This window comes from Shinella zoogloeoides (assembly GCF_030733845.1).
GTDB classification, from domain to species: Bacteria; Pseudomonadota; Alphaproteobacteria; order Rhizobiales; family Rhizobiaceae; genus Shinella; species Shinella zoogloeoides_C.
Genome location: NZ_CP132312.1, coordinates 132,435 through 157,897 on the forward strand (window position 1 = coordinate 132,435; position 25,463 = coordinate 157,897).

At 65.9% G+C, this 25,463-nt stretch carries 26 protein-coding genes, 1 pseudogene and 1 riboswitch; of the genes and pseudogenes, 5 read left to right on the forward strand and 22 right to left on the reverse strand.

Annotated features, from left to right (window positions below):
• Position 1 precedes the first annotated feature (1 nt).
• From phnN to phnG, 14 genes are all read right to left on the reverse strand, one after another.
• Complete coding sequence (gene phnN / locus Q9316_RS21080) at positions 2 to 601, reverse strand: phosphonate metabolism protein/1,5-bisphosphokinase (PRPP-forming) PhnN (RefSeq protein WP_306035834.1); 600 nt, start codon at positions 599 to 601, stop codon at positions 2 to 4.
• Between the two features lie 2 nt (positions 602 to 603).
• Positions 604 to 1,737, reverse strand: a complete 1,134-nt coding sequence (locus Q9316_RS21085; RefSeq protein WP_306035700.1) for an alpha-D-ribose 1-methylphosphonate 5-triphosphate diphosphatase — start codon at positions 1,735 to 1,737, stop codon at positions 604 to 606.
• Between the two features lies 1 nt (position 1,738).
• Positions 1,739 to 2,446 carry a DUF1045 domain-containing protein gene (locus Q9316_RS21090; protein ID WP_306035701.1) on the reverse strand — a complete coding sequence of 236 codons (708 nt, stop codon included), beginning with the start codon at positions 2,444 to 2,446 and terminating at the stop codon, positions 1,739 to 1,741.
• A gap of 94 nt (positions 2,447 to 2,540) precedes the next feature.
• Positions 2,541 to 4,043, reverse strand: coding sequence for a phosphonate ABC transporter, permease protein PhnE (phnE, locus tag Q9316_RS21095; protein ID WP_306035702.1), 1,503 nt, complete (start codon positions 4,041 to 4,043; stop codon positions 2,541 to 2,543).
• Between the two features lie 9 nt (positions 4,044 to 4,052).
• Positions 4,053 to 5,015: a phosphonate ABC transporter, permease protein PhnE gene (gene phnE, locus Q9316_RS21100; RefSeq protein ID WP_306035703.1), complete on the reverse strand. Its 963-nt coding sequence runs from the start codon at positions 5,013 to 5,015 to the stop codon at positions 4,053 to 4,055.
• A 102-nt stretch (positions 5,016 to 5,117) separates the two neighbouring features.
• Positions 5,118 to 6,023: a phosphonate ABC transporter substrate-binding protein gene (gene phnD / locus Q9316_RS21105; RefSeq protein WP_306035704.1), complete on the reverse strand. Its 906-nt coding sequence runs from the start codon at positions 6,021 to 6,023 to the stop codon at positions 5,118 to 5,120.
• A gap of 80 nt (positions 6,024 to 6,103) precedes the next feature.
• On the reverse strand, positions 6,104 to 6,952 hold the full coding sequence (phnC, locus tag Q9316_RS21110; RefSeq protein ID WP_306035705.1) for a phosphonate ABC transporter ATP-binding protein: 849 nt from the start codon (positions 6,950 to 6,952) through the stop codon (positions 6,104 to 6,106).
• Positions 6,953 to 7,104: 152 nt separating this feature from the next.
• Positions 7,105 to 7,719 carry a DapH/DapD/GlmU-related protein gene (locus tag Q9316_RS21115; RefSeq protein ID WP_306035706.1) on the reverse strand — a complete coding sequence of 205 codons (615 nt, stop codon included), beginning with the start codon at positions 7,717 to 7,719 and terminating at the stop codon, positions 7,105 to 7,107.
• Positions 7,716 to 8,423, reverse strand: coding sequence for a phosphonate C-P lyase system protein PhnL (gene phnL, locus Q9316_RS21120; RefSeq protein WP_306035707.1), 708 nt, complete (start codon positions 8,421 to 8,423; stop codon positions 7,716 to 7,718). Before phnL ends, Q9316_RS21115 begins: the two co-directional genes overlap by 4 nt.
• A gap of 65 nt (positions 8,424 to 8,488) precedes the next feature.
• Complete coding sequence (gene phnK / locus Q9316_RS21125; protein WP_306035708.1) at positions 8,489 to 9,265, reverse strand: phosphonate C-P lyase system protein PhnK; 777 nt, start codon at positions 9,263 to 9,265, stop codon at positions 8,489 to 8,491.
• Between the two features lie 196 nt (positions 9,266 to 9,461).
• On the reverse strand, positions 9,462 to 10,346 hold the full coding sequence (locus Q9316_RS21130; RefSeq protein ID WP_306035709.1) for an alpha-D-ribose 1-methylphosphonate 5-phosphate C-P-lyase PhnJ: 885 nt from the start codon (positions 10,344 to 10,346) through the stop codon (positions 9,462 to 9,464).
• Positions 10,343 to 11,443, reverse strand: a complete 1,101-nt coding sequence (locus Q9316_RS21135; RefSeq protein WP_306035710.1) for a carbon-phosphorus lyase complex subunit PhnI — start codon at positions 11,441 to 11,443, stop codon at positions 10,343 to 10,345. Before Q9316_RS21135 ends, Q9316_RS21130 begins: the two co-directional genes overlap by 4 nt.
• Before the next feature lie 2 nt (positions 11,444 to 11,445).
• Positions 11,446 to 12,051: a phosphonate C-P lyase system protein PhnH gene (phnH, locus tag Q9316_RS21140; RefSeq protein WP_306035711.1), complete on the reverse strand. Its 606-nt coding sequence runs from the start codon at positions 12,049 to 12,051 to the stop codon at positions 11,446 to 11,448.
• A complete protein-coding gene (phnG, locus tag Q9316_RS21145) occupies positions 12,051 to 12,530 on the reverse strand; it encodes a phosphonate C-P lyase system protein PhnG (RefSeq protein WP_306035712.1) in 480 nt (159 codons plus the stop codon). Before phnG ends, phnH begins: the two co-directional genes overlap by 1 nt.
• Positions 12,531 to 12,621: 91 nt before the next feature.
• Between phnG and phnF the strand changes: the two genes are divergently transcribed.
• Complete coding sequence (gene phnF / locus Q9316_RS21150) at positions 12,622 to 13,389, forward strand: phosphonate metabolism transcriptional regulator PhnF (protein ID WP_306035835.1); 768 nt, start codon at positions 12,622 to 12,624, stop codon at positions 13,387 to 13,389.
• On the opposite strand, the gene Q9316_RS21155 is transcribed toward phnF, so the two are convergent.
• The 6 genes from Q9316_RS21155 to Q9316_RS21180 all read right to left on the reverse strand — a co-directional run bounded on the left by Q9316_RS21155 (position 13,367) and on the right by Q9316_RS21180 (position 19,421).
• A complete protein-coding gene (locus Q9316_RS21155) occupies positions 13,367 to 14,143 on the reverse strand; it encodes a class I SAM-dependent methyltransferase (RefSeq protein WP_306035836.1) in 777 nt (258 codons plus the stop codon). The genes phnF and Q9316_RS21155 overlap by 23 nt on opposite strands.
• Positions 14,143 to 14,949: an ABC transporter ATP-binding protein gene (locus Q9316_RS21160; RefSeq protein ID WP_306035713.1), complete on the reverse strand. Its 807-nt coding sequence runs from the start codon at positions 14,947 to 14,949 to the stop codon at positions 14,143 to 14,145. The genes Q9316_RS21155 and Q9316_RS21160 overlap by 1 nt, the downstream gene beginning before the upstream one ends.
• On the reverse strand, positions 14,946 to 15,974 hold the full coding sequence (locus Q9316_RS21165; RefSeq protein WP_306035714.1) for a FecCD family ABC transporter permease: 1,029 nt from the start codon (positions 15,972 to 15,974) through the stop codon (positions 14,946 to 14,948). Before Q9316_RS21165 ends, Q9316_RS21160 begins: the two co-directional genes overlap by 4 nt.
• Positions 15,971 to 17,008, reverse strand: coding sequence for an ABC transporter substrate-binding protein (locus Q9316_RS21170; RefSeq protein WP_306035715.1), 1,038 nt, complete (start codon positions 17,006 to 17,008; stop codon positions 15,971 to 15,973). The genes Q9316_RS21165 and Q9316_RS21170 overlap by 4 nt, the downstream gene beginning before the upstream one ends.
• A 155-nt stretch (positions 17,009 to 17,163) precedes the next feature.
• Positions 17,164 to 17,393, reverse strand: a riboswitch (cobalamin riboswitch).
• A gap of 35 nt (positions 17,394 to 17,428) precedes the next feature.
• On the reverse strand, positions 17,429 to 18,283 hold the full coding sequence (locus tag Q9316_RS21175) for a MurR/RpiR family transcriptional regulator (protein WP_306035716.1): 855 nt from the start codon (positions 18,281 to 18,283) through the stop codon (positions 17,429 to 17,431).
• A gap of 67 nt (positions 18,284 to 18,350) precedes the next feature.
• A complete protein-coding gene (locus tag Q9316_RS21180; protein WP_306035717.1) occupies positions 18,351 to 19,421 on the reverse strand; it encodes a polyamine ABC transporter substrate-binding protein in 1,071 nt (356 codons plus the stop codon).
• A 163-nt stretch (positions 19,422 to 19,584) separates the two neighbouring features.
• Between Q9316_RS21180 and Q9316_RS21185 the strand changes: the two genes are divergently transcribed.
• The 4 genes from Q9316_RS21185 to Q9316_RS21200 are packed head-to-tail and all read left to right on the forward strand — an operon-like array spanning position 19,585 to position 23,532.
• Positions 19,585 to 20,667 (forward strand): ABC transporter ATP-binding protein, encoded by a 1,083-nt coding sequence (locus tag Q9316_RS21185; RefSeq protein ID WP_306035718.1) that lies wholly within the window; start codon positions 19,585 to 19,587, stop codon positions 20,665 to 20,667.
• Between the two features lies 1 nt (position 20,668).
• Positions 20,669 to 21,571: an ABC transporter permease gene (locus Q9316_RS21190; protein ID WP_306035720.1), complete on the forward strand. Its 903-nt coding sequence runs from the start codon at positions 20,669 to 20,671 to the stop codon at positions 21,569 to 21,571.
• A 10-nt stretch (positions 21,572 to 21,581) separates the two neighbouring features.
• Positions 21,582 to 22,412, forward strand: a complete 831-nt coding sequence (locus Q9316_RS21195) for an ABC transporter permease (RefSeq protein ID WP_306035721.1) — start codon at positions 21,582 to 21,584, stop codon at positions 22,410 to 22,412.
• A gap of 1 nt (position 22,413) precedes the next feature.
• On the forward strand, positions 22,414 to 23,532 hold the full coding sequence (locus tag Q9316_RS21200; RefSeq protein ID WP_306035722.1) for a DmpA family aminopeptidase: 1,119 nt from the start codon (positions 22,414 to 22,416) through the stop codon (positions 23,530 to 23,532).
• Positions 23,533 to 23,550: 18 nt separating this feature from the next.
• Here Q9316_RS21200 and Q9316_RS21205 read toward each other — a convergent pair whose 3' ends face one another.
• Positions 23,551 to 23,928, reverse strand: a complete 378-nt coding sequence (locus Q9316_RS21205) for a hypothetical protein (RefSeq protein ID WP_306035723.1) — start codon at positions 23,926 to 23,928, stop codon at positions 23,551 to 23,553.
• Between the two features lie 63 nt (positions 23,929 to 23,991).
• Positions 23,992 to 25,419, reverse strand: a pseudogene (locus Q9316_RS21210) (NAD(P)-dependent oxidoreductase); the annotation flags it as partial.
• Positions 25,420 to 25,463: the final 44 nt, after the last annotated feature.

The window sequence follows — 25,463 nt, forward strand, 5'->3', positions numbered from 1 at the left end:
TTCAATCATCTTGCGCAAGCGTCGAGGCGAGCAGGGAAACGAAAGCCTCCCCCGCCTCTTCGAGCGCGCCGCTGTTGTCGATAACCACGGTGTCAGCGCCAATAACGATTTCCGGCACCGCGCGATCGAGCCGCCCGGCGATGGCCTCGGCGCTTTCCCGGCCGCGCGCGGCGAGGCGTGTGGCGAGAATGTCGGGCCGGGCGGTGATCAGCACGACCTTGAGGTCAGCATAGGCAGCGGCGAACGCCGGCAGCGCGGAGCGGCTGCCATTGGCGACGAGGGTTGCGCCTCTGGCGAGCTGATCCAGTGTCTCGCGCGGAATCCCGTAGCGCAATCCGTGCGCCTCCCAGGAAACGGCAAAGCCGCCGGCGGCCTCGCGCTCGCGAAAGCCGTTCACATCGACTGCTTCATGCGCCTCCCCGCCGGCATCCGCCGGACGGGTGATGACGCGGCGCACGAAGCGCACGCGCGTCTCGTCGGTAAAATGCCGCGCGGCATAGGACATGACGCTGTCCTTGCCCGCACCGCTCGGCCCGACCACGACGACCATGGTGCCGGCCGTGGTCACCACCGGCGACGCAGCGGTGGCGTTCCTCTCCATGCTCACGCCACCCGCCTGCCCTGGCGCCAGACCGAACGCACGACCGGGACGCCGGAGGGGCGGCGCACGCGGACGATGTCGGCGCGCAGGCCCTTGGCGATGGCGCCGCGATCGTCGAGGCCGACCGTGCGGGCCGGCGTGGTCGAGACCATGGCGATCGCCTTGGCCAGGCTCATGCCCTCGTCGGCGAGGATGAACGGCGCATGCATCAGGCTGAAGGGCACGTAGTCCGACGAGAGCACGTCGAGCACGCCCATCTCGGCGAGATCGCGGGCAGCGATGTTACCGGAATGCGACTTGCCGCGCACGATGTTCGGCGCGCCCATCAGCACGCTCATGCCGGCGCCGTGCGAGGCTTTCGCAGCCTCGAAACTGGTCGGAAATTCAGCGAGGCGGATGCCGTAGCCGATCGCCTCCTCTACATGTTCCAGCGTCGCATCGTCATGGCTTGCCACCGAGATGTTGCGGGCGGCGCAGGACGCGGCGAGCGCGTCGCGGTGCGGCTTGGCGTAGCGGGCGGAAAGCTCCTGCTGGCGCTTGCAGAATTCCGCGAATTCGGCATCCGAGAGGCCGCGCTTCTTCTGGTAGTAGAGCACGTACTGGTCCATCGTCTGGAACTGGCGCTGGCCGGGCGCGTGGTCCATCAGCGAGACGAGGCGGACGAGCGGCTCCTCCTCGAATTCCTCGTAGTGATCGAGCACGTTGTCGGTCGAGACTTCGCAGCGCAGGTGGATGAGGTGCTGGGCGCGCAGGCGATCCTCGCTCTGCGCTTCGGCGATGGCGTCGGCCATGGCGCGCATCTCGCCCTTCTCGAAGCCGCCGTCCTCGTCCGAGCCGAGGCGCAGGCAGTCGAAGACGGTGGTGATGCCGGAGGTGACGACCTGGGCGTCATGCGCCTGGATCGCCGCCGTCTTGCCCCAGCGCACGCCGGGACGCGGCGAATAGTGGGCTTCGAGATGGTCGGTGTGCAGCTCGACGAGGCCGGGAATGAGGAAGTCGCCTTCCATCTCCTCACCGGCAGCGGAAGAACCCTCGGAGATGTCGGCGATCAGGCCATCGCGCAGCACCAGCGTGCCGTCGAGAATGCGGTCCTCGAGCACGATACGGGCATTGGAGAGAACGGTTTCGCGGGTCATGTCATGCGATCTTTCTGTTGGCGGCTCCGCCCAGAGGGAAGAGCGAATGGACGGTGAAATCGGCGCCGCGCGAGGGCTCCCGGAAAAGCGCCAGCCCCGTGACGGGCAGCGGACGGCCATGGAACTCGGCGAACTGGTCAAGCAGGACGGTCTCGACGGCGTCGCGCCGCTCGGCGGGGACGCGTCCGGTCAGCGTCATGTGGAAGCGGAACTCGTCGAAGACGTAGGGATAACCCCACTGCACGAGGTTCTGGCGTTCGTCCGCGTTCAGTTCGTCCGGCTTGCGGCGGGCGATGTCGGCGGAACTCAGCGGCGCGCGAAAGCGCTCGAAACGGCGCACCACCTCGGCTGCGAAACCCTGCAGCGCATCGCAATGGTCGCCGGGCACCAGCGCGAAGAAGGAGCCGAGGCGGCCGACGACGACTTCGGGAATGTCGAACGCATCGGTCTCGGCGACGAAACGGCCGATCTCGGCGATGAGCTCGGCTTCGCTGCGGCCTTCCGAAAGCGTGAACGGTGCCTTGAGCGTGGCGTGGAAGCCATAACGGCGTGGGTCCGCCGTCAGGCCCGCGAGCGCAGCGGCATCGAAGCCAGCTACGGTCGGCTGCTCCAGAGCGGCGCCCGTAAACGCATTGCGCCCCAGCCAGCGCTGGGCGGAAAGGGTCAACGGGTCGCTTGCGGGCGGGGTGAAATAGAGGGCGTAACGCAAGGGCTCATTCCTGTAAAAGTCTATCGACGCCGCCGGAAGGCGGCGCGCGACCATAAGGGGATTCGTGTGGCAGCATCATGCCGCCACCACGATATCAGTGCGCCGGCTTGCCCATCAGGCGCGAGCGCAGCGCATTCGATATGCCGTCGAAGACGAAGACGACGATGAGGATCAGCAGCACCATATAGGCAACGTTCTCCCAATCCGAATTGGTGCGCATCGCCTCCCACAGTTTCAGGCCGATACCACCCGCGCCGACCGCGCCGATGATGGTGGCAGAACGGGTGTTCGATTCCCAGAAGTAAAGCGCCTGCGAGGCGAAGAGCGGCATGACCTGCGGCAGCACGCCGTAACGCTGCACGGCGATGGGCGCCGCGCCGACTGATTTCACGCCCTCACGCTGCTTGTCGTCGATATTCTCCAGCGCCTCGGAATAGAGTTTGCCGAGTGTGCCGGTATCCGTGAAAAAGATCGCCGACATGCCGGCGAGCGGTCCGGGGCCGAAGGCGCGGGTGAAGAACAGCGCCCAGATGAGCATATCGACCGAGCGCAGGAAATCGAAGAGCCGCTTCGTCACCTGGTTGGAAATCCAGTTGCGCGTGATGTTGCGTGCCGCGAGGAAGGCGAGCGGGAAGGCAAGCAGCATGGCGAAAAGCGTGCCGACGAAGGCCATGACGATCGTCTGGAGCAGCTTGGTCCAGACGTCGAGATGCTGCCATTCCGCATTGTAGAGGATATTGTCCCAGGCGAGCGAGAGGTTCGACTGTTTGGGATCGATGCGCTCGCCCGACGTAATCAGCGAGACGACCTGCGATGTCGACTTGCCATGGAACGGCGAGTTCGTGTCGAACAGGAAATTCGCCCAGCCAAGGAAGCGCTTGCGGATGCTGATATCATCAGCCTCGATCTCGCCCCAGCCGGCAAAGCCGAAGGAAAGTGTGATCTTCTCACCCGGCGCCTTCTGCGTCGCCCAGACTGGCAGCGCGCCCTCGACTTTCATGTCGGCGCCGTCGAGATCGACGGCCAGCATTTCCCCGGCATGCCGCACCGTCACGCGGTCCGGCACGACCTCGACGCTCGTCGAGGAGTTGAGGGTGATCCTCGCGCGTTTGACGACCTCCTCTTCCCGCGTCGTTGCGGCCGCCAGGTTTTCGATGGCGGCGGCTGAGCCGCCTACCACGGCGCCCTCGCCCATGAAGCCCATCGATGCGGGCTTCTTGGCGGTGGTGGTCGCCGTACCTGCGGCCGGCGTCGTGCGGGTCATCGTCCCGCGCTCGATTTCCACCCAGTCGGGCTCGGCATTCGGCCCGAGCGGCGAGAAGCGCGGATAGGTAAGCTTCATCGCGCCATCGGGCGCGATCGTCACTTCCGGCCGCACCTCGTAGGACACCCAGTCGGCAAGATAGGTGCCGGCGATGTTCCAGTTGGCCGTGCCGAGCACATGGCCGATGGCGAAGAACCACCAGCAGTAGAGCGCATAGAGCACGAAGGCGCCGGTGAGGATGGCGACGCGGAAGCGCTGCCAGAACGAGCGGTGGAAGACGGCCGGGTGGCGTGCCGCGATCTCATCCATCTGGGCGGGATTGAGGGTCGTCATGGCGCACTCCTATTGGGCAGGCCGGAAGGCATGGTCGCCGACGAGCTTGCGGCGCAGCCAGGCGGAAAACTGGTCGACGGCGATGATGGTGACGAGCAGCAGCAGCACGATCGCCAGCGTCTTGGCCTGGTGGCCCTGGCCGATGGACAGGCGCAGCAACTCGCCGATGCCGCCGCCGCCGACGGCGCCGATGATGGTCGAGGCGCGCACGTTGATCTCCAGGCGCAGCAGGAAGTAGCTCATGAAGTTCGGCAGGACCTGCGGCACGATGCCGAACCAGACGCGCTCGACCCAGCTCGCGCCGACCGCGCGAAGCCCCTCCTCCGCCTTCATGTCGGCATTCTCGACCACCTCGAAGAACAGCTTGCCGAGCGCGCCGACCGTGTGGATCGACACGGCGATGACGGCCGGCAGCGGCCCGAGCGAGAGGATGGCGAGGAAGAACCCGGCGAGCACGACCTCCGGGAAGGCGCGCAGGATTTCCATGAAGCGGCGCACGAAGCCGCGTAGCAGGCGGTTGGCGACGAGGTTCTTTGCCGCAAGGAAGCAGAGCAGGAAGCCGAAGACCATGCCGATGACGGTGGAGAAGATCGCGATGTTCAGCGTCTCCAGCATCTTGTGGAAATATTCCGGCACGTAGAGGCTCTCGGTGATGTAGAGCCGGCCTTCCGGGTAATTGTACTTGAAGCTGCCATCGTCATAGGGAGACGGCAGGTCGAAGAGCGCGCGGAAGACCTCAAGGCCGTCGCGCGGCACCATGTCGCCGATGAAATCGAAGAAATAGGGCAAGCGGTCGAAGAACTTGCCGGCATTCGTCTCGTTGGCGAACCAGAGCGAACCGGAAAGGGCGAGCGCAAGAATGGCAAGGCCCAGCCATGTATAGAGGCGACGGCGCGCATTCAGCTCCTGCCAGTGCCGCTCGATCAGAGCGCCCTTCTCGCTGAAGCCGTCGTGAAGCGTGTTCATGGCCATGGACTTTTCCGCCAGGGTACGAAGGACGCCACAGATAATTCGGCATCCGGAAAAACGGAGGCGCCGGCCGGGATGCGGCCGGCGCCGATGTCGCCGCGGCTATCAGCCGCCGATGGTCGCCTTGCGGGCGTCGATGATCGGCTTGTAGAAGTCGACGTTGACTTCCGTGAACGCCGTGAAGTCACCGCCCATGACGGCGGAGAAGCAGGCGGCGTCCTTCTTCGGCAGGTCGAGCATGAACTGCTTGAACTTCGCCTTGGTCTCGTCGGCCATCGAGGTGCGAACGACGATCGGGCCGTTCGGGATCAGCGGCGACTTCCAGAGTTCGACGAGATCGTTCATGTCGAGAATGCCCTTCTCGACCATCTTGTGCAGGTTGCCGGACGTGTAGCCGTCCTTCCATTCGCCGACGCCCGAGCCGAAGGTCGTGCCTGCGTCGAAGGTGCCCTTCAGCACTTCGAGTACGAGGTTTTCGTGGCCGCCGCCGAAGCCGGTTTCAGCGAAGTATTCCTTGACCGGGCCGCCGATCGATTCCGGCAGGGTGACGAGCGGGACGAGGTAGCCGGAGGTGGAGTCCGGATCGGCAAAGCCGAGCTTCTTGCCCTTCAGGTCTTCCAGCTTGGTGATGCCTGAATCCTTGCGGGCGACCATGATCGAGTGGTAGCCGGTCGAGCCGTCGGTCTGCACGGTCGTCAGGATCGGTTCGACGGCGTCTGCCTTGGCGAGGTAGATCTTGGCAAAGCCGGAAGCGCCGAGTTCGGCATAGTCGAGCGTGCCGCCGAGCAGGCCCTGGATGACGCCGTCATAGTCGGCGGCCGGGAAGAAGGAGACCTTCTCGAAGCCGAGTTCGGCCTTCAGGTGATCGCCGAGGCACTGGTAATTGCGCAGGCGGTCGGCTTCGTTCTCGCCGCCGATGATGCCGACGCGGAATTCCTTGAGGTCTTCGGCCTGGACGTGGCCGGCAAGCGCGATGAGCGCCACGGCGCCGAGAAGAACTTTCTTCAGCATGATCTTTCTCCTGGTTGACCGGCCTTGCCGGACTGGAAGTTGTCTGACCCTTTACGCGGGTCGTGCGATCCCGGCGGGGCTCAGAGCCCAGCCAGTGCCAGCGGTGTCGGGCTGGCGGATTCCTTGGTGTTGTCCTGGCGGGCCGGGTTGCGGATCGCCGTAGAGGTGACGCTTTCGTCGATTTCCGCGCCGTCGGCGCCGGTGCCGTAGATCGTGCGCACCGCCTCGGCATCCAGCTCGCGCGCCGGGCCGTCGAAGACGACGCGGCCGGCGGACATGCCGATGATGCGCTCGCAATAGGCGCGCGCCGTGTCGAGCGTGTGCAGGTTGGTGACGACGGTGATGCCCTCGCGCTCGTTGATGTCGCGCAGCGCGTCCATCACGATCTTGGCGTTGAGCGGATCGAGCGAGGCGATCGGCTCGTCGGCGAGCAGCATCTTCGGGTTCTGCATCAGCGCCCGGGCGATCGCCACGCGCTGCTGCTGGCCGCCCGAGAGCGTGCCGGCCGGCTGCAGGGCGGTCTGCTCGATGCCGAGCCGCTCCAGCGCCGCGATCGCCATGATGCGCTCCTCGCGGGTGAAGAGATTGAGGATGCTGAGCGCCGTCGAGCGGTGGTTGAGGCGGCCGAGCAGGACGTTGGTCAGCACGTCCAGGCGCGGCACGAGATTGAACTGCTGGAAGATCATCGCGCAGTCGCGCTGCCAGTTGCGCAGGGCCGCGCCCCGCAGTGACGAGACTTCCACGTCGTTGAAATGGATCGTGCCCTCGCTCGGATCGGCAAGGCGGTTGATCATGCGCAGCAGGGTGGACTTGCCGGCGCCCGAGCGGCCGATGACGCCGACCATCTGGCCCTGCGGGATGTCGAAGGTCACGTCGGCGACCGCGACACGCGCGCCGAAGCGGCGGGTAATATTCTTCAGTCGGAACATGGCGGATCCCTCTTCCTTAACACTTGGCCCGGGGTTGGGTCCTGTCGTTTTCGGAACTGGCTCTAAACGCTGTTGATGAAGGGGCGATGTCACTTTCGTGTCGGAAAAATAACAGTCCACAGGCCTGGAATTCCGGCATTCGAAAGGTGGTCTCAGCCGTCGTGACGGCTGAGGAAGGCTTCTGCGTCAAGTTTGCGAAAGTCGTCCAGCGCGGCGCGAAGCCGGGCGTGATCCCAGTCCCACCAGGCGAGTTTTTCCATGCGTTCGGCAATGCTTCGCGGGAAACGTTCGCGAATGACTTTCGCCGCGACGCCGCCGACGATCATGTAGGGTTCGACGTCTTTCGTGACGACCGCGCCCGAGCCTATGACAGCGCCGTTGCCGATCGTGACACCCGGCAGGATCGTCGATCCGTGGCCGATCCACACGTCGTGGCCGATCGTCACCCGATGCCCGCGCCGCCAGGAGAAGAAATCGGCCTCCTGCTCGGCATCCGGCCAGTAGTCGTTGGCGCGGTAGGTGAAGTGGTGCAGGGTGGCGCGCCACATCGGATGGTTGGTCGCGTTGATGCGCACCGAGGCGGCGATGTTGGCGAACTTGCCGATGATCGCGCACCAGACGGAGGTGCCGTTCATCAGGTAGGAATAGTCGCCGAGCTCGGCCTCACTGACGCGGCAGTTCTCGTCGATCTCGGTGTAACGGCCGAGCACCGTGTCGGAGACGGTTGCCGTCGGATGGATCAACGGCGTTTCGGAAAGCCGGGTCATGCGGCGGCCTTTCGCGGCGAGAAAGCGGAGACGTCGATGATGCGGTCGGCGACCTTTTCGCGCACGTCCTCGTCATGGAAGATGCCGAGCAGCGCGACGCCGGCGGCTTTCTTTTCCGCGATCATGTCCACCACGACGGCGCGGTTCTTCGCGTCGAGCGAGGCGGTCGGCTCGTCGAGCAGGAGGATGCGGTGGTCGGTGATGAAGCCGCGCGCGATGTTGACGCGCTGCTGCTCGCCGCCGGAGAAGGTGGCGGGCGGAAGCTGCCAGAGTTCGCGCGGCAGGTTGAGCCGGGCCAGCATCGTCTCGGCCGCGGCCTTGGCCTCCGCCGCCTCGACGCCGCGGGCCTGCAACGGCTCGGCGACGACATCGACGGCCGCGACTCGCGGCACGGTGCGCAGGAACTGGCTGACATAGCCGAGCGTGCCGCGCCGGACGGCAAGGATGGTGCGCGGATCGGCGGTGGCAAGATCGAGCAGCCTGCCCTCGTGCTCGACGAGGATCTGGCCGCTGTCGACGGCATAGTTGCCATAGACCATCTTGAGCAGCGAGCTCTTGCCGATGCCGGACGGGCCGCCCAGCACGACGCATTCGCCTGCCTTCACCGAGAAGGCGACATTCGACATCACCGGCAGGCGGATGCCGTCGCGAAGATGCATGGTGAAGCTCTTCGCCACTTCGGAAACGACGAGGGGTGTGGGCATGTCATTTTTCCTTTTGACGCATGGTCTTGTCCGAAAACCGGGGTCCACTTTTCGGGATCATGCTTTCAAACCTGCAGGATCGAGGAAACGAGGAGCTGGGTATAGGCTTCGCGCGGATCGTCGAGCACGCGGTCCGTCAGGCCCTGCTCGATGACGAGGCCGTCCTTCATCACCATCATGCGGTGGGAGAGAAGGCGGGCGACGGCAAGGTCGTGCGTGACGATGATCGCCGAAAGGCCAAGATCCTGCACGAGGCCGCGCAAGAGATCGAGCAGGCGCGCCTGCACCGAGACGTCGAGGCCGCCGGTCGGCTCGTCCATGAAGATGAGGCGCGGCGAGGTGACGAGGTTGCGGGCGATCTGCAGGCGCTGGCGCATGCCGCCGGAAAAGGCGCGCGGCTGGTCGTCGATACGGTCCACGCTGATCTCGACGCGGCCGAGCCAGTTGCCGGCCGTCTCGCGAATATTGCCGTAGTGCCGCTCGCCGACCGCCATCAGCCGCTCGCCGACATTGGCGCCGGCCGACACGGCCATGCGCAGGCCGTCCGCCGGGTTCTGGTGCACGAAGCCCCAGTCCGTGCGCATCAGGAAGCGACGCTCCGCCTCGCTCATACGGGAAAGGTCGCGCATGCCGCCGTCGCGCATGCGGTATTCGACCGAGCCGGAGGTCGGCATCAGGCGGGTGGCAAGGCAGTTGAGCAGGGTCGTCTTACCGGAGCCGGATTCGCCGACGATGGCCAGCACTTCGCCCGGCCAAAGATCAAAGGAGACGTTCTGGCAGCCGATGCGTGCGCCATAGAATTTCGAGATGTCGCGGACCTTGAGAAGGGGGGTGTCGGTCATCGGGTAGCCTCCATGGTGCGGGAGGCGGCAATACCCCCCTCTGCCCTGCCGGGCATCTCCCCCTCAAGGGGGGAGATTGGGTGGAGCACCGTTTCGTCCATCTCTAACGTTGCTGTCTGAGTGAGGTTTTTGCCGCTTGCCGATCTCCCCCCTTGAGGGGGAGATGCCCGGCAGGGCAGAGGGGGGTGAGCACGACTCATTCGGCGGCCTCCTTGTCATACGCCAAGTGCCCGCGATGGCCGTTGGCGCAGCGTTCCTCGCAATGGTCGGTGTCCGAGCAGACGAACATCCGCCCGCCCTTGTCGTCGAGCACCACTTCGTCGAGATAGACATTCTCCGCGCCGCAGATCGCGCAGGGCTTGTCGAAGGTCTGGATCTCGAAGGGGTGGTCCTCGAAATCGAGGCTGACGACCTCTGTATAGGGCGGCACGGCGTAGATGCGCTTTTCGCGGCCGGCGCCGAAGAGCTGGAGCGCTTCCGACATGTGCATCTTCGGATTGTCGAATTTCGGCGTCGGCGACGGGTCCATGACGTAGCGGCCCTCCACCTTCACCGGATAGGCGTAGGTCGTCGCGATATGGCCGTTGCGCGCGATGTCCTCGTAGAGCTTGACGTGCATCAGGCCGTATTCTTCCAGCGCATGCATCTTGCGCGTCTCGGTCTCGCGCGGCTCGAGGAAGCGCAAGGGTTCGGGGATCGGCACCTGGTAGACGAGCGTCTGGCCGGCGGCGAGCGTTTCCTCGGGGATGCGGTGGCGCGTCTGGATGATCGTCGCCTCGCGGGTCTTCGTCGTCACCGCCACATTGGCGACCTTCTGGAAGAAGGCGCGGATGGAGACGGCGTTGGTCGTGTCGTCCGCGCCCTGGTCGATGACCTTCAGCACATCGGCGGGGCCGAGGATCGCCGCCGTCACCTGCACGCCGCCGGTGCCCCAGCCGTAGGGCATGGGCATTTCGCGCGAGGCGAAGGGCACCTGATAGCCGGGGATCGCGATCGCTTTCAGGATCGCGCGGCGGATCATGCGTTTCGTCTGTTCGTCGAGATAGGCGAAGTTGTAGGTCGCCAGTTCTGCCGTGCTCATTCTGCGGCCTCCGGAAGTTCGATATTCTGTGCGACCTCGTATTCGCGGCGCATGCGGCGCACGAGGTCGAGCTCGGCCTGGAAATCCACGTAGTGCGGCAGCTTCAGGTGCTCGACGAAGCCGGTCGCCTGCACGTTGTCGGAATGGGAGATGACGAATTCCTCGTCCTGCGCAGGCGCCACGACGTCCTCGCCGAATTCCTCCGCGCGTAGCGCCCGGTCGACCAGCGACATGGCCATGGCCTTGCGCTCGCTTTGGCCGAAGACGAGGCCATAGCCGCGGGTGAACTGCGGCGGGTTCTTCGCCGAGCCCTTGAACTGGGCGATCATCTGGCATTCAGTGACCTGGATGCGGCCGAGCGAGACGGAAAAGCCGAGTTCCGGCATGTCCAGCTCCACCTCGACCTCACCGATGCGCACTTCGCCGACGAAGGGATGGGTGCGGGCGTAGCCGCGCTGGGTGGAATAGCCGAGCGCCAGCAGGAAGCCCTCGTCGCCGCGGGCAAGCGCCTGCAGGCGCAAGTCCCGCGCCATCGGGAATTCCAGCGGCTCGCGCGTGATATCCCCAGCGATATGGCCCTCGGGCATGCTGCCATCGTCCTCGACAAGGCCTTCGCCGGCGAGAATGTCGGAAACGCGCATGACCGGCTCGCCGGCCTCGCCGCGCTCCAGCGGTGCATCGACCGCCTCGTCCGTCAGCAGCGACGGGTCGAGCAGGCGGTGGGTATAGTCGAAGGTCGGCCCGAGAAGCTGGCCGCCCGGCAGGTCCTTGTAGGTCGCGGACACGCGGCGCTCGACCAGCATCGCGCCGGTCTCGACCGGTTTGGAATAGCCGAAACGCGGCAGCGTCGTGCGGTAGGCACGCAGGATGAAGATCGCCTCGATCATGTCGCCGCGCGCCTGCCGGACGGCAAGCGCCGCGAGCGCGCGGTCATAGAGCGAGGCTTCCGCCATCACGCGGTCGACGGCAAGGCCGAGCTGGGCGACGATCTGCTCGATGCCGATGGCCGGCAGCGAGCGGTCGCCGCGCCGGCGGTCGGCGAGAAGGCGGTGGGCGTTGGAGATGGCGGCTTCGCCACCCTTGACGGCAACATACATGGTCAGGCCTCCTTCACGCGAAGAACGGTGGTACGCGGCAGGCACAGGATATTGTCGCCGGCAACGAGGATCAGATCGACGCCGCGCGGGAAGCTCTGGTGGTTCTCCGACCAGAAATGCGCGAACATGTCCGGCAGGCCGACGGGTGCGATCTCCTCCTGGCTGCGGATGCCGGGCCCGGTCAGGACCAGCGGACGCCCGCCCTCGAAGGAGGCGATCTCGACGATTAGCGTCGTCGAGCGATCCGGATATTCCTGCGTGCCCTGCGCGAAGAGGCAGAGATTGGGCAACATCGCGCCCTGCTCCACGAAGGCGAAGCGGGCGTTCTGGCGCTCGTCGGTGACGGGCGAACCGGCATTGAAGGCAAGCCAGCCGGGCAGTGCCGAGGCGGCGAGCGCCGGAGTCAGCCAGACCGGCGTGTCATGATCGCAGAGCGTCAGCGCGACTGCGCCGGCGGCCGGGCTTAGCGGCTTGGGCGGCAGGACGCTTGCGGTTACGTGGCCGACCGTGCCGGGGCGGGCCATGCAGTCCATCAGCGTGCGGAAGACCGCCTGGGCCTCGAACACCGGCTCCTGGAAACCGCCGGCAAAGGCAAGTGTGTCTGTCATCAGTCCTCTCCGCGAACCATGGTGAAGAAATCGACGCGGGTGGCGGCCGTCTGGCGGGCCGTGGCCGCATCCTCTTCCGCTACGCGCGTGGCGATGGCGCCAAGCAGGGTTTCCACCGCGGCCTTGCTGTCCGGCCGCTGGAACAGCGCGTCGAAGATCGCCGCCAGCCTCGCCTTGGCGCCGTCCGTGCCGAGCGCTTGGCCATGACCGACCGTGCCGTCCTCCAGGCGGATGCTGGCGCGGCTCACCGTCGCCTCGCCGAGGTTGAACGGCGCACCGCCGCCGCCGATGCGGCCGCGCACCATGACGAGGCCCGTTTCCGGTCCGCGCACGGGCTGCACTGTCGGCTTGTCGCCGAGCGCGTCCCACGCCGCCTGCAATTCGGCCCGGCTCGCCTTCGCCAGCAGGCCCATCGCCTTCTGCCGGTCGGTAGCCGCACTCGCCGCGGCCGCTTCGGCAGTTTTTTGAAAGGATGTCATTGCCTCATCTCCAAATGTCTATTAGTCTAGACAACTAAACATCTAAGTCTGGTCTTAATCGGTCGGGATGACAAGGGTGTGACAGAGGGCAATCGCGGGGGCGAAAATGGTGGAACGGCAATCGGGCGTGGCGCTCTGGCGGCAGATCGCGGACCGCATGCGCCTTGCGATAAACAATGGCGATTTCGACCAGACGGGCATGATGCCGCCGGAAATGGCGCTGGCCAGCCGCTTCGGCGTCAACCGCCATACGGTGCGCAGCGCCATGGCGGCGCTGGCGGAGGAAGGAATCGTCCGGCCCATCCAGGGCATCGGCACGCGCATCGAGCGCCGCGACCGCCTGCGCTTTCCCATCTCGCGCCGTACCCGCTTCTCGCAGGGCCTCGGCAACCAGACGCGCGACCTCGAAGGCAAGTTGCTGGGGTCGGCGACGGAGGTTGCGCCTGCCCTCGTGGCGGAAGCGCTCGGGTTGGCGACAGGTTCGCTTTGCGTGCGCCTCGAAACGGTCAACAGCGCCGACAAGCGGCCGATATCCTGCGGGACGCACTACTTTCCGGCCGAGCGCTTCGGCGACATCGCCGCCGTTTACGACCGGACGCGATCGATCACCGCCTCCTTCCGCGAACTCGGCGTGCCGGACTATGTGCGCCGGTCGACGGAGATATCGGCCATTCACGCCGAGGGCGAAGACATGCGGCACCTGAAGCTTTCGCCGGGCGCGATCATTCTCGTCGCGGCGGCGGTGAACACCGATCTCGACGGCACGCCGATCCAGTTCTCCCGCACGCGCTTTGCCGCCGACCGGGTCAAGCTGACGGTCGAGCCGGAAGCAGAGGCTATTTCCGGCAGCACAGGATGAAGCGGCGATAGAGCAGCGTGCGCAGCTTGTTGCGCAGATCCGCCGTGCGGCGCTGCGCGGCCGCAATCGGCGCATGCGAGCCGATCGTCATGTCCCGGAAGCCGGCTGCTTCGAGCAGCGGCAGCACGCGCTCGACCGTCAGCCCCTCGCCGAAGGGCAGACGCTCCATGATGCTGGCGTGGCGATCGCTCATCGCGCCGTCATAATGCGGATCGGTGCCGATGAACCTGTCGACGACCGCGATCGCGCGGCTGGCCAGCCGGCCGAGCCGGGTGGGTGCGGCCCAGTCGCCATCGAAGAACAGCAGTGTGCCGCCGGGCTTCAGCATGCGATGCCACTCGCGGAATGCCTGCTCCGGCGTCGTCAGCGTCCAGACGAGATGGCGGCAGACGATGGCGTCGTAGCTCTCGTCCGGCTCCATCGGGTTTTCCGCATCGGCAAGCACGAAACGAAGTCCCCTCGCCCCGGCATGCTTTCGGCGTGCGACCGCCAGCATCGCCTCTGAAAAATCGAGCGCCGTCACATCATGGCCAAGTGAGAGCAGCAGCCGCGTCACCTCCCCCGTGCCGCAGGCAAGCTCCAGCACCCGGCGCGGCTCGGGGCCGAGGCGCTCGCGGATCGCTGCCGCCCAGGCGTCGAATTCCGGGCCTTGCGGAATGCGGTGACCGAAGGCGAGGTCGAAGGTTTCGGACCGGCTAGACCAGTAGTCGCGGATGTCTTCCTTGAGATGGCTGTTGGAAAGCCGGCCGTGCATCATTTCCCCTCGTTCGCGACGAGCTTCAGCCGAGGCGGCCGCGGTTCCGGCCGGCGATAGCGGATGAAGCAGCCGCCCGCGCCGTCCCGCTCGACATCGACCGTGACGCCGAAGACCTCCTGCAATCGCTGGGGCTCCAGCACCTTGGCGGGTGCGCCGAGGGCGACGATGCGCCCGCCGCGCATGACGGCGATGCGGTCGCAAAACATGGCGGCGTGGTTGAGGTCGTGCAGGGCGGCGACGACGGTAAGGTTCTGTTCGCGCACGAGCTGGAGCAGGCCGAGCTGGTGGCCGATGTCGAGGTGGTTGGTCGGCTCGTCGAGCAGCAGGATCGGCGCCTGCTGGGCGAGCGCTCGGGCGATGTGCAGCCGCTGCCGCTCGCCGCCGGAGAGAGTGTGCCAGAGCCGCCCGGCGAAATGCGCCATGTCGACCTCTTCGAGGGCGCGGTCGACGATGGCGTCGTCCGTCCGCGACCAGGGCGTCAGCGCGCCGAGATGCGGCGTGCGGCCGAGTTCGACCGCCTGCCTTGCCGTGATGCGCTCGGTGGTCTCGGCCTGCTGCTCCACGAAGGCGATGCGCCGGGCGATCGCCTGCCGGCCGTGAACGGACAAGGGCTCACCGTCGAGCGTCACCGCGCCGGCCTGCGGCTTGCGGATGCCGGCCAGCAGCGACATCAGGCTGGTCTTGCCGGAACCGTTCGGGCCGATGATGCCGAGGAATTCGCCGGGGCGCACGTCGAGCGACACATCCGACAGGATCGTCGTGCCGCCGGCCGACCAGTGGAGACCCGTTGCCAGAAGCGTCATCGCGCCGTTCTCCTCTGGCTGAGGATGAGTGCGAAGGCCGGTGCGCCGAACAGCGCCGTGATGACGCCGATCGGAAGCACCTGGCCCGGGATGATGACGCGCGACAGGACGTCCGCGGCGATCATGAAGATGGCGCCGATCAGGGCGGAAGCGGGCAGCAGGAGCCCATGCCGGACGCCGACCACCATGCGCGCGGCATGGGGAATGACGAGGCCGACGAAGCCGATCGAGCCGACGATGGAGACCATGGTCGCGGTCATCAGCGCGGAGATGGCGATCAGCACGACATAGACGCGGCGCACCGGGATGCCGAGCGAGGCGGCCGATTCCGCGCCGAAGGTGAAGGCATCGAGCGCGCGCGCATGCCAGAGGCAGACGATGAGGCCGGCGATTGCGACGGGAAGCGCCAGCCAGACATCCGGCCAGCGCACGCCGGAGAGATTGCCGAGCAGCCAGAACATGATGCCGCGCGCCTGTTCCGCGCTCGCCGCCTTGGTGACGATGAAGGAGGTGAGCGCGTTGAAGAGCTGCGAGCCCGCGATGCCGGCAAGGATGATCGCGCCCGTTCCCCGCCCCGCGCGGACGGCAAGCGCGCTGACGAGGCCGAAAGCGACCAGCGCGCCGACGAACGCCCCGGCAGGCAGCGTCAGCGCGCCGGCCCCGACGCCGAGGATCGCGACGCTGACCGCGCCCGTAGAGGCGCCTGCCGAGATGCCGAGGATATAGGGATCGGCGAGCGCATTGCGCAGGAGCGATTGCAGCACGACGCCGCACAGCGCGAGCGCGGAGCCGCAGCAGGCCGCCACCACCGCCCGGCTCAGCCGGTAGTTCCAGATGATGCCCTCGTCGATGGGCTCCAGCGGATAGCCGGCATGCCAGAGGCGGTTGGCCACCGTCTTTCCCACCACGTCGAGCGGTATCGCCGTCTCGCCCACTGCCGCTCCGATGCCGAGCGCGAAAAGCAGCAGCACGAGCGCCGCGGAAGCGGCGCCCGTGCGGAGCAGAAGGGGGTGATCGGCGGTCACTTTGCGAGGCCAGCCTTCTCGATCGCATCGGCAAGAAGCTCGATGCCCTCGATCGTGCGGATCGTCGGGTTCATCGCCTGCGCGTCCATGTCGAAGACATGGCCGTTCGTGACGGCCGGCATCAGGCTTGCGACCGGGTCGGTCTTCAGGAAGTCGAGCTTGGCTTCGAGGCTGTCGAGCGGATAGCGGCGGCGTTCCATCGAGCCGGCGACGATCATCGTCGGGGACGCCTTGGCGATGGTCTCCCAGCCGACGGTCGGCCATTCGTCGTCGGTCTTGATGATGTTCTCGATGCCGAGCGCCGACATGATGTAGCCCGGCGCGCCGTTCTTTCCGGCGACATAGGGATCGGCATCGGCGGCGCTGGAGAACCAGAAGACGGCCGAAAGCTTGCCGCCGGCAGCGGCAACCTTCGTCCGGGCCGCCTCCTCGCGCTTTTTCAGCGCCGCGACGACCTCTTCGCCCTTTTCCTTGACGTTGTAGATCGCGGCCAGCTCGCGGACCTCCTGATAGACGAGCTCCATGGTGAAGACCTGGTGGCGCACGCCATCGCTTGCCGCGCTGTTCTCCTTGCCGACGCAATCGGACGGCGAGGTATAGACGGGGATGCCGAGTTCCTCGAACTGCTCGGGCTTGGCGACGACGCCTTCCGGCCCGATCTGCCACTGGAACTGCACGGTGACGATATCGGGGTTCTTGGCGAGCACGCTTTCGAAGCTCGGCTCGTTGTCGGCGAGGCGGTCGATCTTGGCGTTGACCTCCTCATAGCCCTTGAGCACCGGCCCGACCCAGAGGGCCGTGCCCACGACCTTGTCGGCAAGGCCGAGCATATAGAGGATTTCGGTGGAGCTCTGGCCGATCGAAACGGTCTGCGTCGGCGCCTTCTGGAAGGTGACCGGGCGGCCGCAATTTTCGAATGTCAGCGGATACTGCGTCTCGGCGGCCTGGGCCGCGCCGGCTGCAAGAAGGGCGGCGGCGCCGGCAAGAGCGGAAAGGAAGGATGCGGCGCGAGTGGCCGCGGGGAACATGGTCATGGATTTCTCCCGGAAAGATGAAAGCGTGCGGGCTCAGGCGACAGGCCGCGAAGGGCCAGGCGCGTTCGGTCGGGAGAAAACGAAGGGAAGCCTGCCGTAGGCGGCAGCCGGAATCGTCATGGCGTCTCCTGTTCCGGGCATCCCCGCCCGTGACTGGGATTGTTGCTCTGACGGCAGGTCTCCTGGCTCACGGATATCTGCGACCTGTCTGCCTTCCCGCGGAAACCGCAGTGGCATGACGCCGAACGCGTCCAAGGACAGGCGGCAATCCGCCTACAGTTGCGGGGGCAGCCACGGAATGGGTCCCTGTTGGGTCGTCCGCACCGTGTTCCCTATTAATCCCCTGGGAGTCATCCTTCAGGGAACCGTCGGCCCATCCTTAGTCCGCGCCGCGCGGCAGCGTCAAGGCAGGGATGGCGATCAGGTCTCGAAATCGCCGAAGACGTCCTGCAGGCGCGTCAGCGTATCGACGCGCTCACTGACGGCGTCCCCCATGACGACGATGACATTGCTGAGCATCAGGTCCATGACGGCCGTCATGGTGGCGGCGCCGTCCCAGAGCGGGCCGTGCGAGCCGGGCACGATCAGGCAGATGTCGGAGACTTCGGGTCCCCAGGGGCAGAATTCGTCGGTCAGCAGCACGACCTTGACGCCGGCGCGCCGCGCCTCCAGCGCCAGCGGCCGGGCCTTTGCGGCGAAGCGGCGCACATCGTGCAGGAACAGCAGACGCCCGTCGACGGAGCCGTCGAGAAGCTCGGCATAGGTGCCGTTGAGGCCATCGACGAACTGCACGCGCGGGCGGGTGTAGGAAAGCTGGCTGGCGAAATACTGCGCGATGCCGCGCACGTTCTGGTATGCGGCGACATAGACTTCGCTTGCCCCGATCAGCGCGTCGATCGTCTGCTGCCATTCGGGCGCATTGGTGATGGCGTAGATTTGGCCGAGATTGTCGATCTGCTGCTGGATGAGGCCGGCGAGCAGCTTGCCTTCCTTGCGGTCCTGCTCCAGCCGATCGACCTGGCCCTTGACCTGCCAGGCGGGATTGGAACTGCCGTGGCGCAACTCGTTCTTCAATTCGTCGAGGCCGTCGAAGCCCATGCGGCGCAGATACCGGCCGATGGTCATCGGCGAGAGCTGGAGCCGCTGGGCGATGGAGCGCGCCGTCTCGAAGGGAAGCTCGGCGAGGTTGCGCTCGATGTAATGGGCGATCAGCTTGTCGGATTTCGACCGCCGGAGGTCGTCGGACTGAACGAGCTTCACAATGCGTTTCGACACGTCGCCCCTCTCTTCAAGCTCCCGCCCGTCCGGAGACGGGCGGGGATCAACCGCGCTCACACCGCGCTCACTGGGCCGTCTTGACCCGCGTCCACACGCGGTCCACCTGACGCAGCGCCGGACCCAGATCCTCGAATATCTGGAGACGCGCCATCGTCTCGGCCGGCGGGTTGATTTCCTTGCTATTCTTGATCTTTTCGACGGTCAATTCCCGCGCCGGCACATTGGCCGTGCCGTTGGTCTGCTGCGAGACGTTGAGGGCGACGATTTCCGGACGCGTATAGAACTGGAGGAACTTGATGGCGTTCTCCTTGTTCGGCGCGCTCTTCAGCACGCAGATGTCCTCCTGGTACATGGTCGCGCCCTCCTCGGGGATCACGTAGCCGAGGTCCTTCTCGTTGCCGAAGACGTCGATCATGGCGCCGACGAAGGCGTGGCCGGCGGCTACGTCGCCCGCCTGCACCATAGGCCGTTCGTCATAGGTGAAGGCCGCGATGTCGGGTTTCATGGCGATGATCGTATCGGCGGCCTGCTGGAGTTCGGCCGGATCGGTCGAGTTGATCTTGTGGCCGTTGAGGATGAGGCCGACGGCCAGCACTTCGCGCATGTCGTCGAGCAGGGTGAACTTCAGCCCCTTGGCCTTGACCGTCTCGATCAGGTCCTTCCAGCCGGTGATGTCCTTGCCGAGGATCTTGCGGTTATACATGATGCCCACAGAACCCCACGCATAGGGCAGGCAATATTCGCCGTTCGGGTCGCTCTTTGCGCGCAGGAAGGCCGGATCGATGTTCTTGAAGCCCTCATAGGTATTGATGTCGGTCTTTTCGAGGAGGTCGAGCTTGGCCATGATGTCCTGCATGTGCACGGACGGGAAGACCACGTCATAGCCCGTCGCGCCGCCCTGGATCTTCGCCAGCATCTCCTCGTTGGAGGAATAGGTCGAGAGGTTGACCTTGATCTTGGTCTCCTCCTCGAATTTCTTCAGCACTTCCGGATTGATGTATTCACCCCAGTTGTAGACGTTGAGCTCGCTGGCGCCGGCGACACCGGCGGCCGCCAGGAGGGCGGCGAGGGAAAGGGCGGTGCGGCGCGTCAAGGCGCGAAGGCCGGATGCGCCGGCACGATCTGATTTCGTCATTGAATACTCTCCTCTGGTGGTTCGGCCGTTCTGGCCCCGGCGCTTTCCTTTGCGCCGCCTGTTCCCGTCCCGGCTTCTTTCGGCCGTTGACTTGGATGGGTAAATGGTATCCACATATCTAAATCGCACAAGCGTTATTTTTATAACAAATTGGGGAACGACGATGCGAGAATCCATAGTCCGCCTGGAGAAGGCGGCGAAGGTCTTTGCCACGCCTGAGGGACAGGCGGTGACGGCGCTCGACGCCATCGACCTCGACGTCCGGCGCAACGAATTCCTGACCCTGCTGGGGCCGTCGGGCTGCGGCAAGACCACCCTGCTCCAGGCGATCAGCGGTTTCGTGGAACTCGATTCCGGCCGCATCCTGATCGACGGCGAGGACATGACGGACCGGCCGCCTTATCGCCGCCCTGTCAACACGGTGTTCCAGAACTATGCGCTCTTCCCGCATATGACGGTGGGCGAGAACACCGGCTATGCGCTGGAAGTCGCCGGCGTCGCCAAGCCCGAGCGGATGAGGCGCGTGGCTGATGCGCTCGCGATGGTCGGCCTGGAAGGGCTGGAAAGCCGCAAGCCGCGCCAGCTTTCCGGCGGCCAGCAGCAGCGCGTGGCGCTCGCCCGCGCCATCATCGCCCGCCCGAAACTGCTCCTGCTCGACGAACCGCTTTCGGCGCTCGACAAGAACCTGCGCCAGGCCATGCAGATCGAATTGAAGACATTGCAGAACGAGCTCGGCATCTCCTTCATCTTCGTCACCCACGACCAGCAGGAGGCGCTGACCATGTCGGACCGCGTCGCCGTTCTCTCGGGCGGGCGCATCCAGCAGCTCGACACGCCGCGCGCCATCTACGACCAGCCGAGGAACAGCTTCGTCGCCAACTTCGTCGGCGCCAGCAATCTCTTCGAGGGAGAGGTCAGCGACGGACAGCTCCTGACGCAGGACGGCATCGCCATCGCCCACGGCTGCCCCGGCGCGACCGGTGCCGCGACCGCGCTCATCCGCCCGGAACAGTTCTTCCTCACCGAGACGGCCGGCGACACGCCGGCGCTCGATGTCGACCTGGAGCAGATCGTCTTCGTCGGCTCGACCTTCGAGCTTTTCGGTCGCACGGCGACGGGCCGGCGCGTCATCGCGGAAATTCCCGCCGCGCGCCGCGGCCTCGTCGGCGCGGTCGAGCAGTCGCGCCGCGCGCGCCTTGCCTACGATCCGGCGGCCGTGCACCTCATTCCGGCGGAGGCTGCCTGACATGTCGTCCATCGCCTCCCGCCGCCGTGCCCAGCTTGCCGTCCTGCTCGGGCCGGTCTCGCTTTTCCTCGCGGTCTTCTTCCTCGGCCCGCTCTCCATCATGATCGTGACGAGCTTCCTCGCGCCCGGCCTTTACGGCGGCGTGGAATGGGTCTGGTATCCGCATAACTACGGCCGCATCCTCGGCTTTGCCGATCCCATGTTCGAGGATTTCGACCCGGTCTATATCGCGATTTTCCTCCGCTCGCTGCGGATCGCGGCGCTGACGGTGGTCGCAACGCTTCTCGTCTGCTACCCGGCCGCCTTCTGTATCAGCCGTCTTTCTGAGCGCTGGAAGAACTTCTGCCTCTTCCTCATCACGCTGCCCTTCTTCGCCAGCCTCATCGTGCGGCTCTTCGTCTGGGTGCTGATCCTGCGCCAGACCGGGCTTGCCAACGGTGTGCTTTTGAAGACCGGCCTCATCGCCCGGCCGCTCGACCTCATCTATACCGAGGGCGCGATCATCCTCGGCATGGTCTATGTCTTCATTCCCTTCATGTTCATGCCAGTTTATGCCAGCGTCGAAAAGCTCGACTGGACGCTGGTGCGTGCCTCGCTCGATCTCGGCGCGGGGCCGGTCCGCACCTTCTGGCGCATCATCCTGCCGCTGACGGCGCCGGGCATTGCCGGCGGGGCGGTCATCGTCTTCATTCCCGCGCTCGGCAATTTCATCGTCCCGACCATCCTCGGCGGCGCCAAGGTGATGATGCTCGGCAACCTCATCGAGCAGCAGTTCCTTGCCGCGCGCAACTGGCCCTTCGGCTCGGCGCTCGCCATGATGGTGATGAGCGTCATGCTGGTGCTTCTCTTCATCTATGTGGTCGTTTCCGGCCGCCGCGGCCTCGACGCCGCGCCCGGTCGCTGAGGAGAGGGCCATGAAGATTTTCGCCACCCTCGCCCGCGGTAGCCTCCTTGCCTATACCGCTCTGTTCTTCGCCTTCATTTATATCCCGCTGGCGCTGATCGCGGTCTATTCGTTCAATGCAAACCCGGTCAACATGATGACCTGGACCGGGTTCACCACGGACTGGTACGCCCAGGTCCTCGGCTTCAAGACGAAGATCTCGGAAAACGCGCTTTATCTCGAATCCACCGACCAGCTCGTTCAGGCCGTGTGGAACAGCGTGAGGATCGCCGCCTCCACCACCGCCATCGCCACCGTGCTCGGCACGGCAATGGCGATCGCCCTCTACCGTTTCGATTTCTTCGGCCGGCGCTTCTACCGCGTTGTCATGTTCATGCCGATGCTGATGCCGGATATCGTGCTCGGCATCGCGCTCCTGATCTTCTTCGTTAATGCCGGCGTCAGCCTCGGCATCGGTACGATTATCATCGGCCAGTGCACCTTCCTGACGTCCTATGTCTTCATCGTCGTCACCGCGCGGCTTGCCGGCATGGACCGCACGCTGGAGCACGCTTCGGCGGATCTCGGCGCCAACGAATGGACGACCTTCCGCAGGGTGGTCTTTCCGCAGCTCCTGCCCGGCATAATCGGCGGCGCGCTGCTCGCCTTCATCATCTCGATGGACGATCTCGTCATCACCTATTTCATCGCCGGCGTCGACGTCACGACCCTGCCGATGTTCATCTTCGCCATGCTTCGGCGCGGCATCAAGCCGGAGATCAACGCCATCGCCGTGATGATGCTGACCTTCTCCTTCGTCGTCGCCTCGCTCGGCCTCTACCTTCGCTCCCGGCAGAAATGACATGACCCAAAAGACAAAACCCCGCGCCCGCGATCTCGGCCTGCCCTTCACCGGACCCACCGGCCCCCTCAACGCCATCACCGATGTCGAGGGCATCGCCGTCGGCTTCCGCACCCTCCAGGAAGAGACCCCGCGCCCCGGCCGCAAGCTGCCGGTGCGCACCGGCGTCACCGCCATCCTGCCGCACAGCGGGTGCGAAACGCCCGTGCCCGTCTATGCCGGCGTGCACCGCTTCAACGGCAACGGCGAGATGACCGGCACGCACTGGATCGAGGACGGCGGCACCTTCCTCGGGCCGGTCATGATCACCAACACCCACGGCGTCGGCATCACCCATCACGCGACGATCCGCTGGATGCTGGAGCGCTACGCCTCGACCTACGAGGTCGGCGACCACCTCTGGTTGATGCCCGTCATTGCCGAAACCTATGACGGGGCGCTCAGCGACATCAACGGCATGCCGGTGACGGAAGCGGATGCGCGCGCGGCGCTCGAAAACCTTTCGCGTGGTCCCGTTTCGGAAGGCAATTGCGGCGGCGGCACCGGCATGATCGCCTATGGCTTCAAGGGCGGCACCGGGACCTCCTCCCGCGTCGTCACCTATGCTGGTAAGGACTATACGATCGGAACGCTCGTCCAGGCCAACCATGGCCAGCGCGATTGGCTGACGATCTGCGGCGTTCCCGTCGGCAAGCACCTGCAGGACAACACACCGCAAAGCCAGCTCAAGGAACGCGGATCGATCATCGTCGTCATGGCCACGGACCTCCCGATGGCGCCCCACCAGTTGAAACGCCTTGCCCGCCGCGCCGCCATCGGCATCGGCCGGGGCGGCACGCCGGGCGGCAACAATTCCGGCGACATCTTCCTCGCCTTCTCCACCGCCAATCCGCAGCCGATACCCCATCGCGCGCCGGAAATGCTCAGGCTTGAAATGGTCAACGACGAATATCTCGATCCGGCCTATCTGGCGGCGGTGGAGAGCGTCGAGGAGGCCGTGGTGAATGCGATGCTGGCGGCGGAAGATGCCGGCGGCACACCGCATGACCGTCTGCGCGTTGATGCCATCAGGCATGACGCGCTGATGGCCGTCATGCAGCAATACGGCCGGCGCCTTTAGGACCGGCCGCAGGCGTCGTCAGTTCGCGGTGCCGTCAGGCGTCACGCGCTGGCTGTCGCCGCCGGTGCCGGACTGCTGCGTGGGATCACGGTCCGTCGGCACCGTCTGGCCGCCGCCCGGTACGCTGTCGTCGATCGTATCCTGGGTCGGCGTCTGGGTGCCGTTCGTGGTCGAGGAGGTTTGCGAGCTGTCGACCGGACTGGTGGGATCGACCCGCTCGCCCCAGATTTCGACGGCCCCCCAGACGAGGAAGGCAAGGGCGAGACTGATGCCGAGAACTTTCAGCACCGGCCGGCCGAGGCCGCCCTGCCGGGTTTCCCGCGCCGCATAGTCCTTGCGGGCCGGTTCATGGGTGCGGGTCAGCGGATCGCCGCGTTCGTCCTGCTGGTGGGTCATGGCTGAACTCCCTGAAGATCGTGTCAGGGAAGGAACTTGCGGTCGGCATGAAAGTTCCCGCGCTCACGCCTCCGCCGGCCCGTCCAGCCCCAGTGCTTCGATGAGACGGCGCTGTCGCAGCAGGAGATGGGTGAGCGAGGCGACGTCGCCCTTTGCCGGCTGGTGCGTCATGCCCTCCGCGACCGCTTCCACGATCGCCTCGAGCGTATCGGATATCTCGCGGGAAAGCGCATGCAGTTCGATAAAGCGTGGATCGACGGCGGCCGCGGCCAGCGTCGCGATGCTCACCCGGCCGATACCTTGCGGCACCTTCGGGCCGGCATCGGCATAACCCTCCGGCAGGTCGCCCTTGAGATTGGTGACGCGGCGATGAAGGATCACGTCGATGATCTGGTCCACCGCCTGGCAGGCGCCCGCGACGCGGGAGGGATGGTCCGTATCGGCCGCCGCATGCGGCAGCAGCTCCAGTTTGCCCGGATGCTGCTCGGCGAGCTTCAGATAGGGCAGCATCGGCCCGCTGAGCACGCCGCTCGCCGCGCTCTTGAAGAGGTCGGCATCGATGGCCGCATGGCGCACCTGCCCCGAGGTCAGCGCCCGGTCGAGCGCGGGCACATCCACCACCTCGCCGCGATCGTAGTTGACGACGACCGCGCCGCGGTTCATTGCCGAAAGCACGGTTTCATCGACAATGCCCGCATTGGCATAGCGCCGCGTCGCTTCATCCAGCCGGCCGAGGCCGACATGCACGGAGAGCACATCGGCGCCCGACGCCGCCTCCAGCGGCGTTTCGGCATAGTCGAAGCCCTCCGCCTCGATCCATTGCCGATGTCCCGGGCGGGCATGGACCACCACCCGCATGCCGAAGGCGTGCGCGAGTTTCGCCACCTCGCGGCCGATATTGCCGTAGCCGAGCACCGCCATCCGCATGCCCTCGAGCTTGGCGGTCGGATAGGACTTGAGGTCGCGGCCCGTATCGAAATCGCCGGCCGCGACGCGCTGGTGCAGGAGATCGACCGGCAGGTCGGGCGTCACCTTCAGCATCGCCTTCATCACCATCTGCGCCGTCGCGCGGCTGTTAATGCCGGGCGTGTTCATCAGCGGCGCCGCGCCGCCCTCTCCGTCGCCGCCGCCCCAGGAGGCCGAGCCCATATTGCCGGTGCCCGCGCCGATGCGCACGCCGCCGAGCGGGAAGATCGCCTGTTTGGGGATGAAGGTCGCGGCCGCGATCAGCGCGTCGTAGCGGCCGTCGGCCGTCTGCGCGATGATCTCGGCCTCGGCGCTGAGATCGGGTTGGTAGAAGAAATGGATGCCCGGCGGCAGCTCTTCCTTCTCGTACGCGCCCTCATGGAACGTCCCGCCCCGCGCCTCGATATGCGCCCGCACCTCGCCGGGGTCCGGCTTGCCCTCCGGATCGAACCGCAGGCCGACAAGGTCGGCGATCAGCACCTTATAGGCGCGTTGCGGATCCTCCGGCCGTGCCGCATCGTCCGAAGCCGCTTCTCGATCCTGCATGGCGCCCCTCCCTGCTCGTTCTT

Excerpts from the sequence above, each read along its gene's own strand:
- phnG (WP_306035712.1), bottom strand. The coding sequence starts at position 12,530 with ATGACATCCTTTCAAAAAACTGCCGAAGCGGCCGCGGCGAGTGCGGCT.
- phnE (WP_306035703.1), bottom strand. The coding sequence starts at position 5,015 with ATGGCCATGAACACGCTTCACGACGGCTTCAGCGAGAAGGGCGCTCTG.
- Q9316_RS21180 (WP_306035717.1), bottom strand. The coding sequence starts at position 19,421 with ATGACGAAATCAGATCGTGCCGGCGCATCCGGCCTTCGCGCCTTGACG.
- phnL (WP_306035707.1), bottom strand. The coding sequence starts at position 8,423 with ATGCCCACACCCCTCGTCGTTTCCGAAGTGGCGAAGAGCTTCACCATG.
- Q9316_RS21155 (WP_306035836.1), bottom strand. The coding sequence starts at position 14,143 with ATGCACGGCCGGCTTTCCAACAGCCATCTCAAGGAAGACATCCGCGAC.
- Q9316_RS21135 (WP_306035710.1), bottom strand. The coding sequence starts at position 11,443 with ATGTATGTTGCCGTCAAGGGTGGCGAAGCCGCCATCTCCAACGCCCAC.
- phnN (WP_306035834.1), bottom strand. The coding sequence starts at position 601 with ATGGAGAGGAACGCCACCGCTGCGTCGCCGGTGGTGACCACGGCCGGC.
- Q9316_RS21190 (WP_306035720.1), top strand. The coding sequence starts at position 20,669 with ATGTCGTCCATCGCCTCCCGCCGCCGTGCCCAGCTTGCCGTCCTGCTC.
- Q9316_RS21185 (WP_306035718.1), top strand. The coding sequence starts at position 19,585 with ATGCGAGAATCCATAGTCCGCCTGGAGAAGGCGGCGAAGGTCTTTGCC.
- phnC (WP_306035705.1), bottom strand. The coding sequence starts at position 6,952 with ATGTTCCGACTGAAGAATATTACCCGCCGCTTCGGCGCGCGTGTCGCG.
- Q9316_RS21205 (WP_306035723.1), bottom strand. The coding sequence starts at position 23,928 with ATGACCCACCAGCAGGACGAACGCGGCGATCCGCTGACCCGCACCCAT.
- phnH (WP_306035711.1), bottom strand. The coding sequence starts at position 12,051 with ATGACAGACACACTTGCCTTTGCCGGCGGTTTCCAGGAGCCGGTGTTC.
- Q9316_RS21160 (WP_306035713.1), bottom strand. The coding sequence starts at position 14,949 with ATGACGCTTCTGGCAACGGGTCTCCACTGGTCGGCCGGCGGCACGACG.
- Q9316_RS21115 (WP_306035706.1), bottom strand. The coding sequence starts at position 7,719 with ATGACCCGGCTTTCCGAAACGCCGTTGATCCATCCGACGGCAACCGTC.
- phnD (WP_306035704.1), bottom strand. The coding sequence starts at position 6,023 with ATGCTGAAGAAAGTTCTTCTCGGCGCCGTGGCGCTCATCGCGCTTGCC.
- Q9316_RS21200 (WP_306035722.1), top strand. The coding sequence starts at position 22,414 with ATGACCCAAAAGACAAAACCCCGCGCCCGCGATCTCGGCCTGCCCTTC.
- Q9316_RS21170 (WP_306035715.1), bottom strand. The coding sequence starts at position 17,008 with ATGACCATGTTCCCCGCGGCCACTCGCGCCGCATCCTTCCTTTCCGCT.
- Q9316_RS21085 (WP_306035700.1), bottom strand. The coding sequence starts at position 1,737 with ATGACCCGCGAAACCGTTCTCTCCAATGCCCGTATCGTGCTCGAGGAC.
- Q9316_RS21195 (WP_306035721.1), top strand. The coding sequence starts at position 21,582 with ATGAAGATTTTCGCCACCCTCGCCCGCGGTAGCCTCCTTGCCTATACC.
- phnE (WP_306035702.1), bottom strand. The coding sequence starts at position 4,043 with ATGACGACCCTCAATCCCGCCCAGATGGATGAGATCGCGGCACGCCAC.
- Q9316_RS21130 (WP_306035709.1), bottom strand. The coding sequence starts at position 10,346 with ATGAGCACGGCAGAACTGGCGACCTACAACTTCGCCTATCTCGACGAA.
- phnK (WP_306035708.1), bottom strand. The coding sequence starts at position 9,265 with ATGACCGACACCCCCCTTCTCAAGGTCCGCGACATCTCGAAATTCTAT.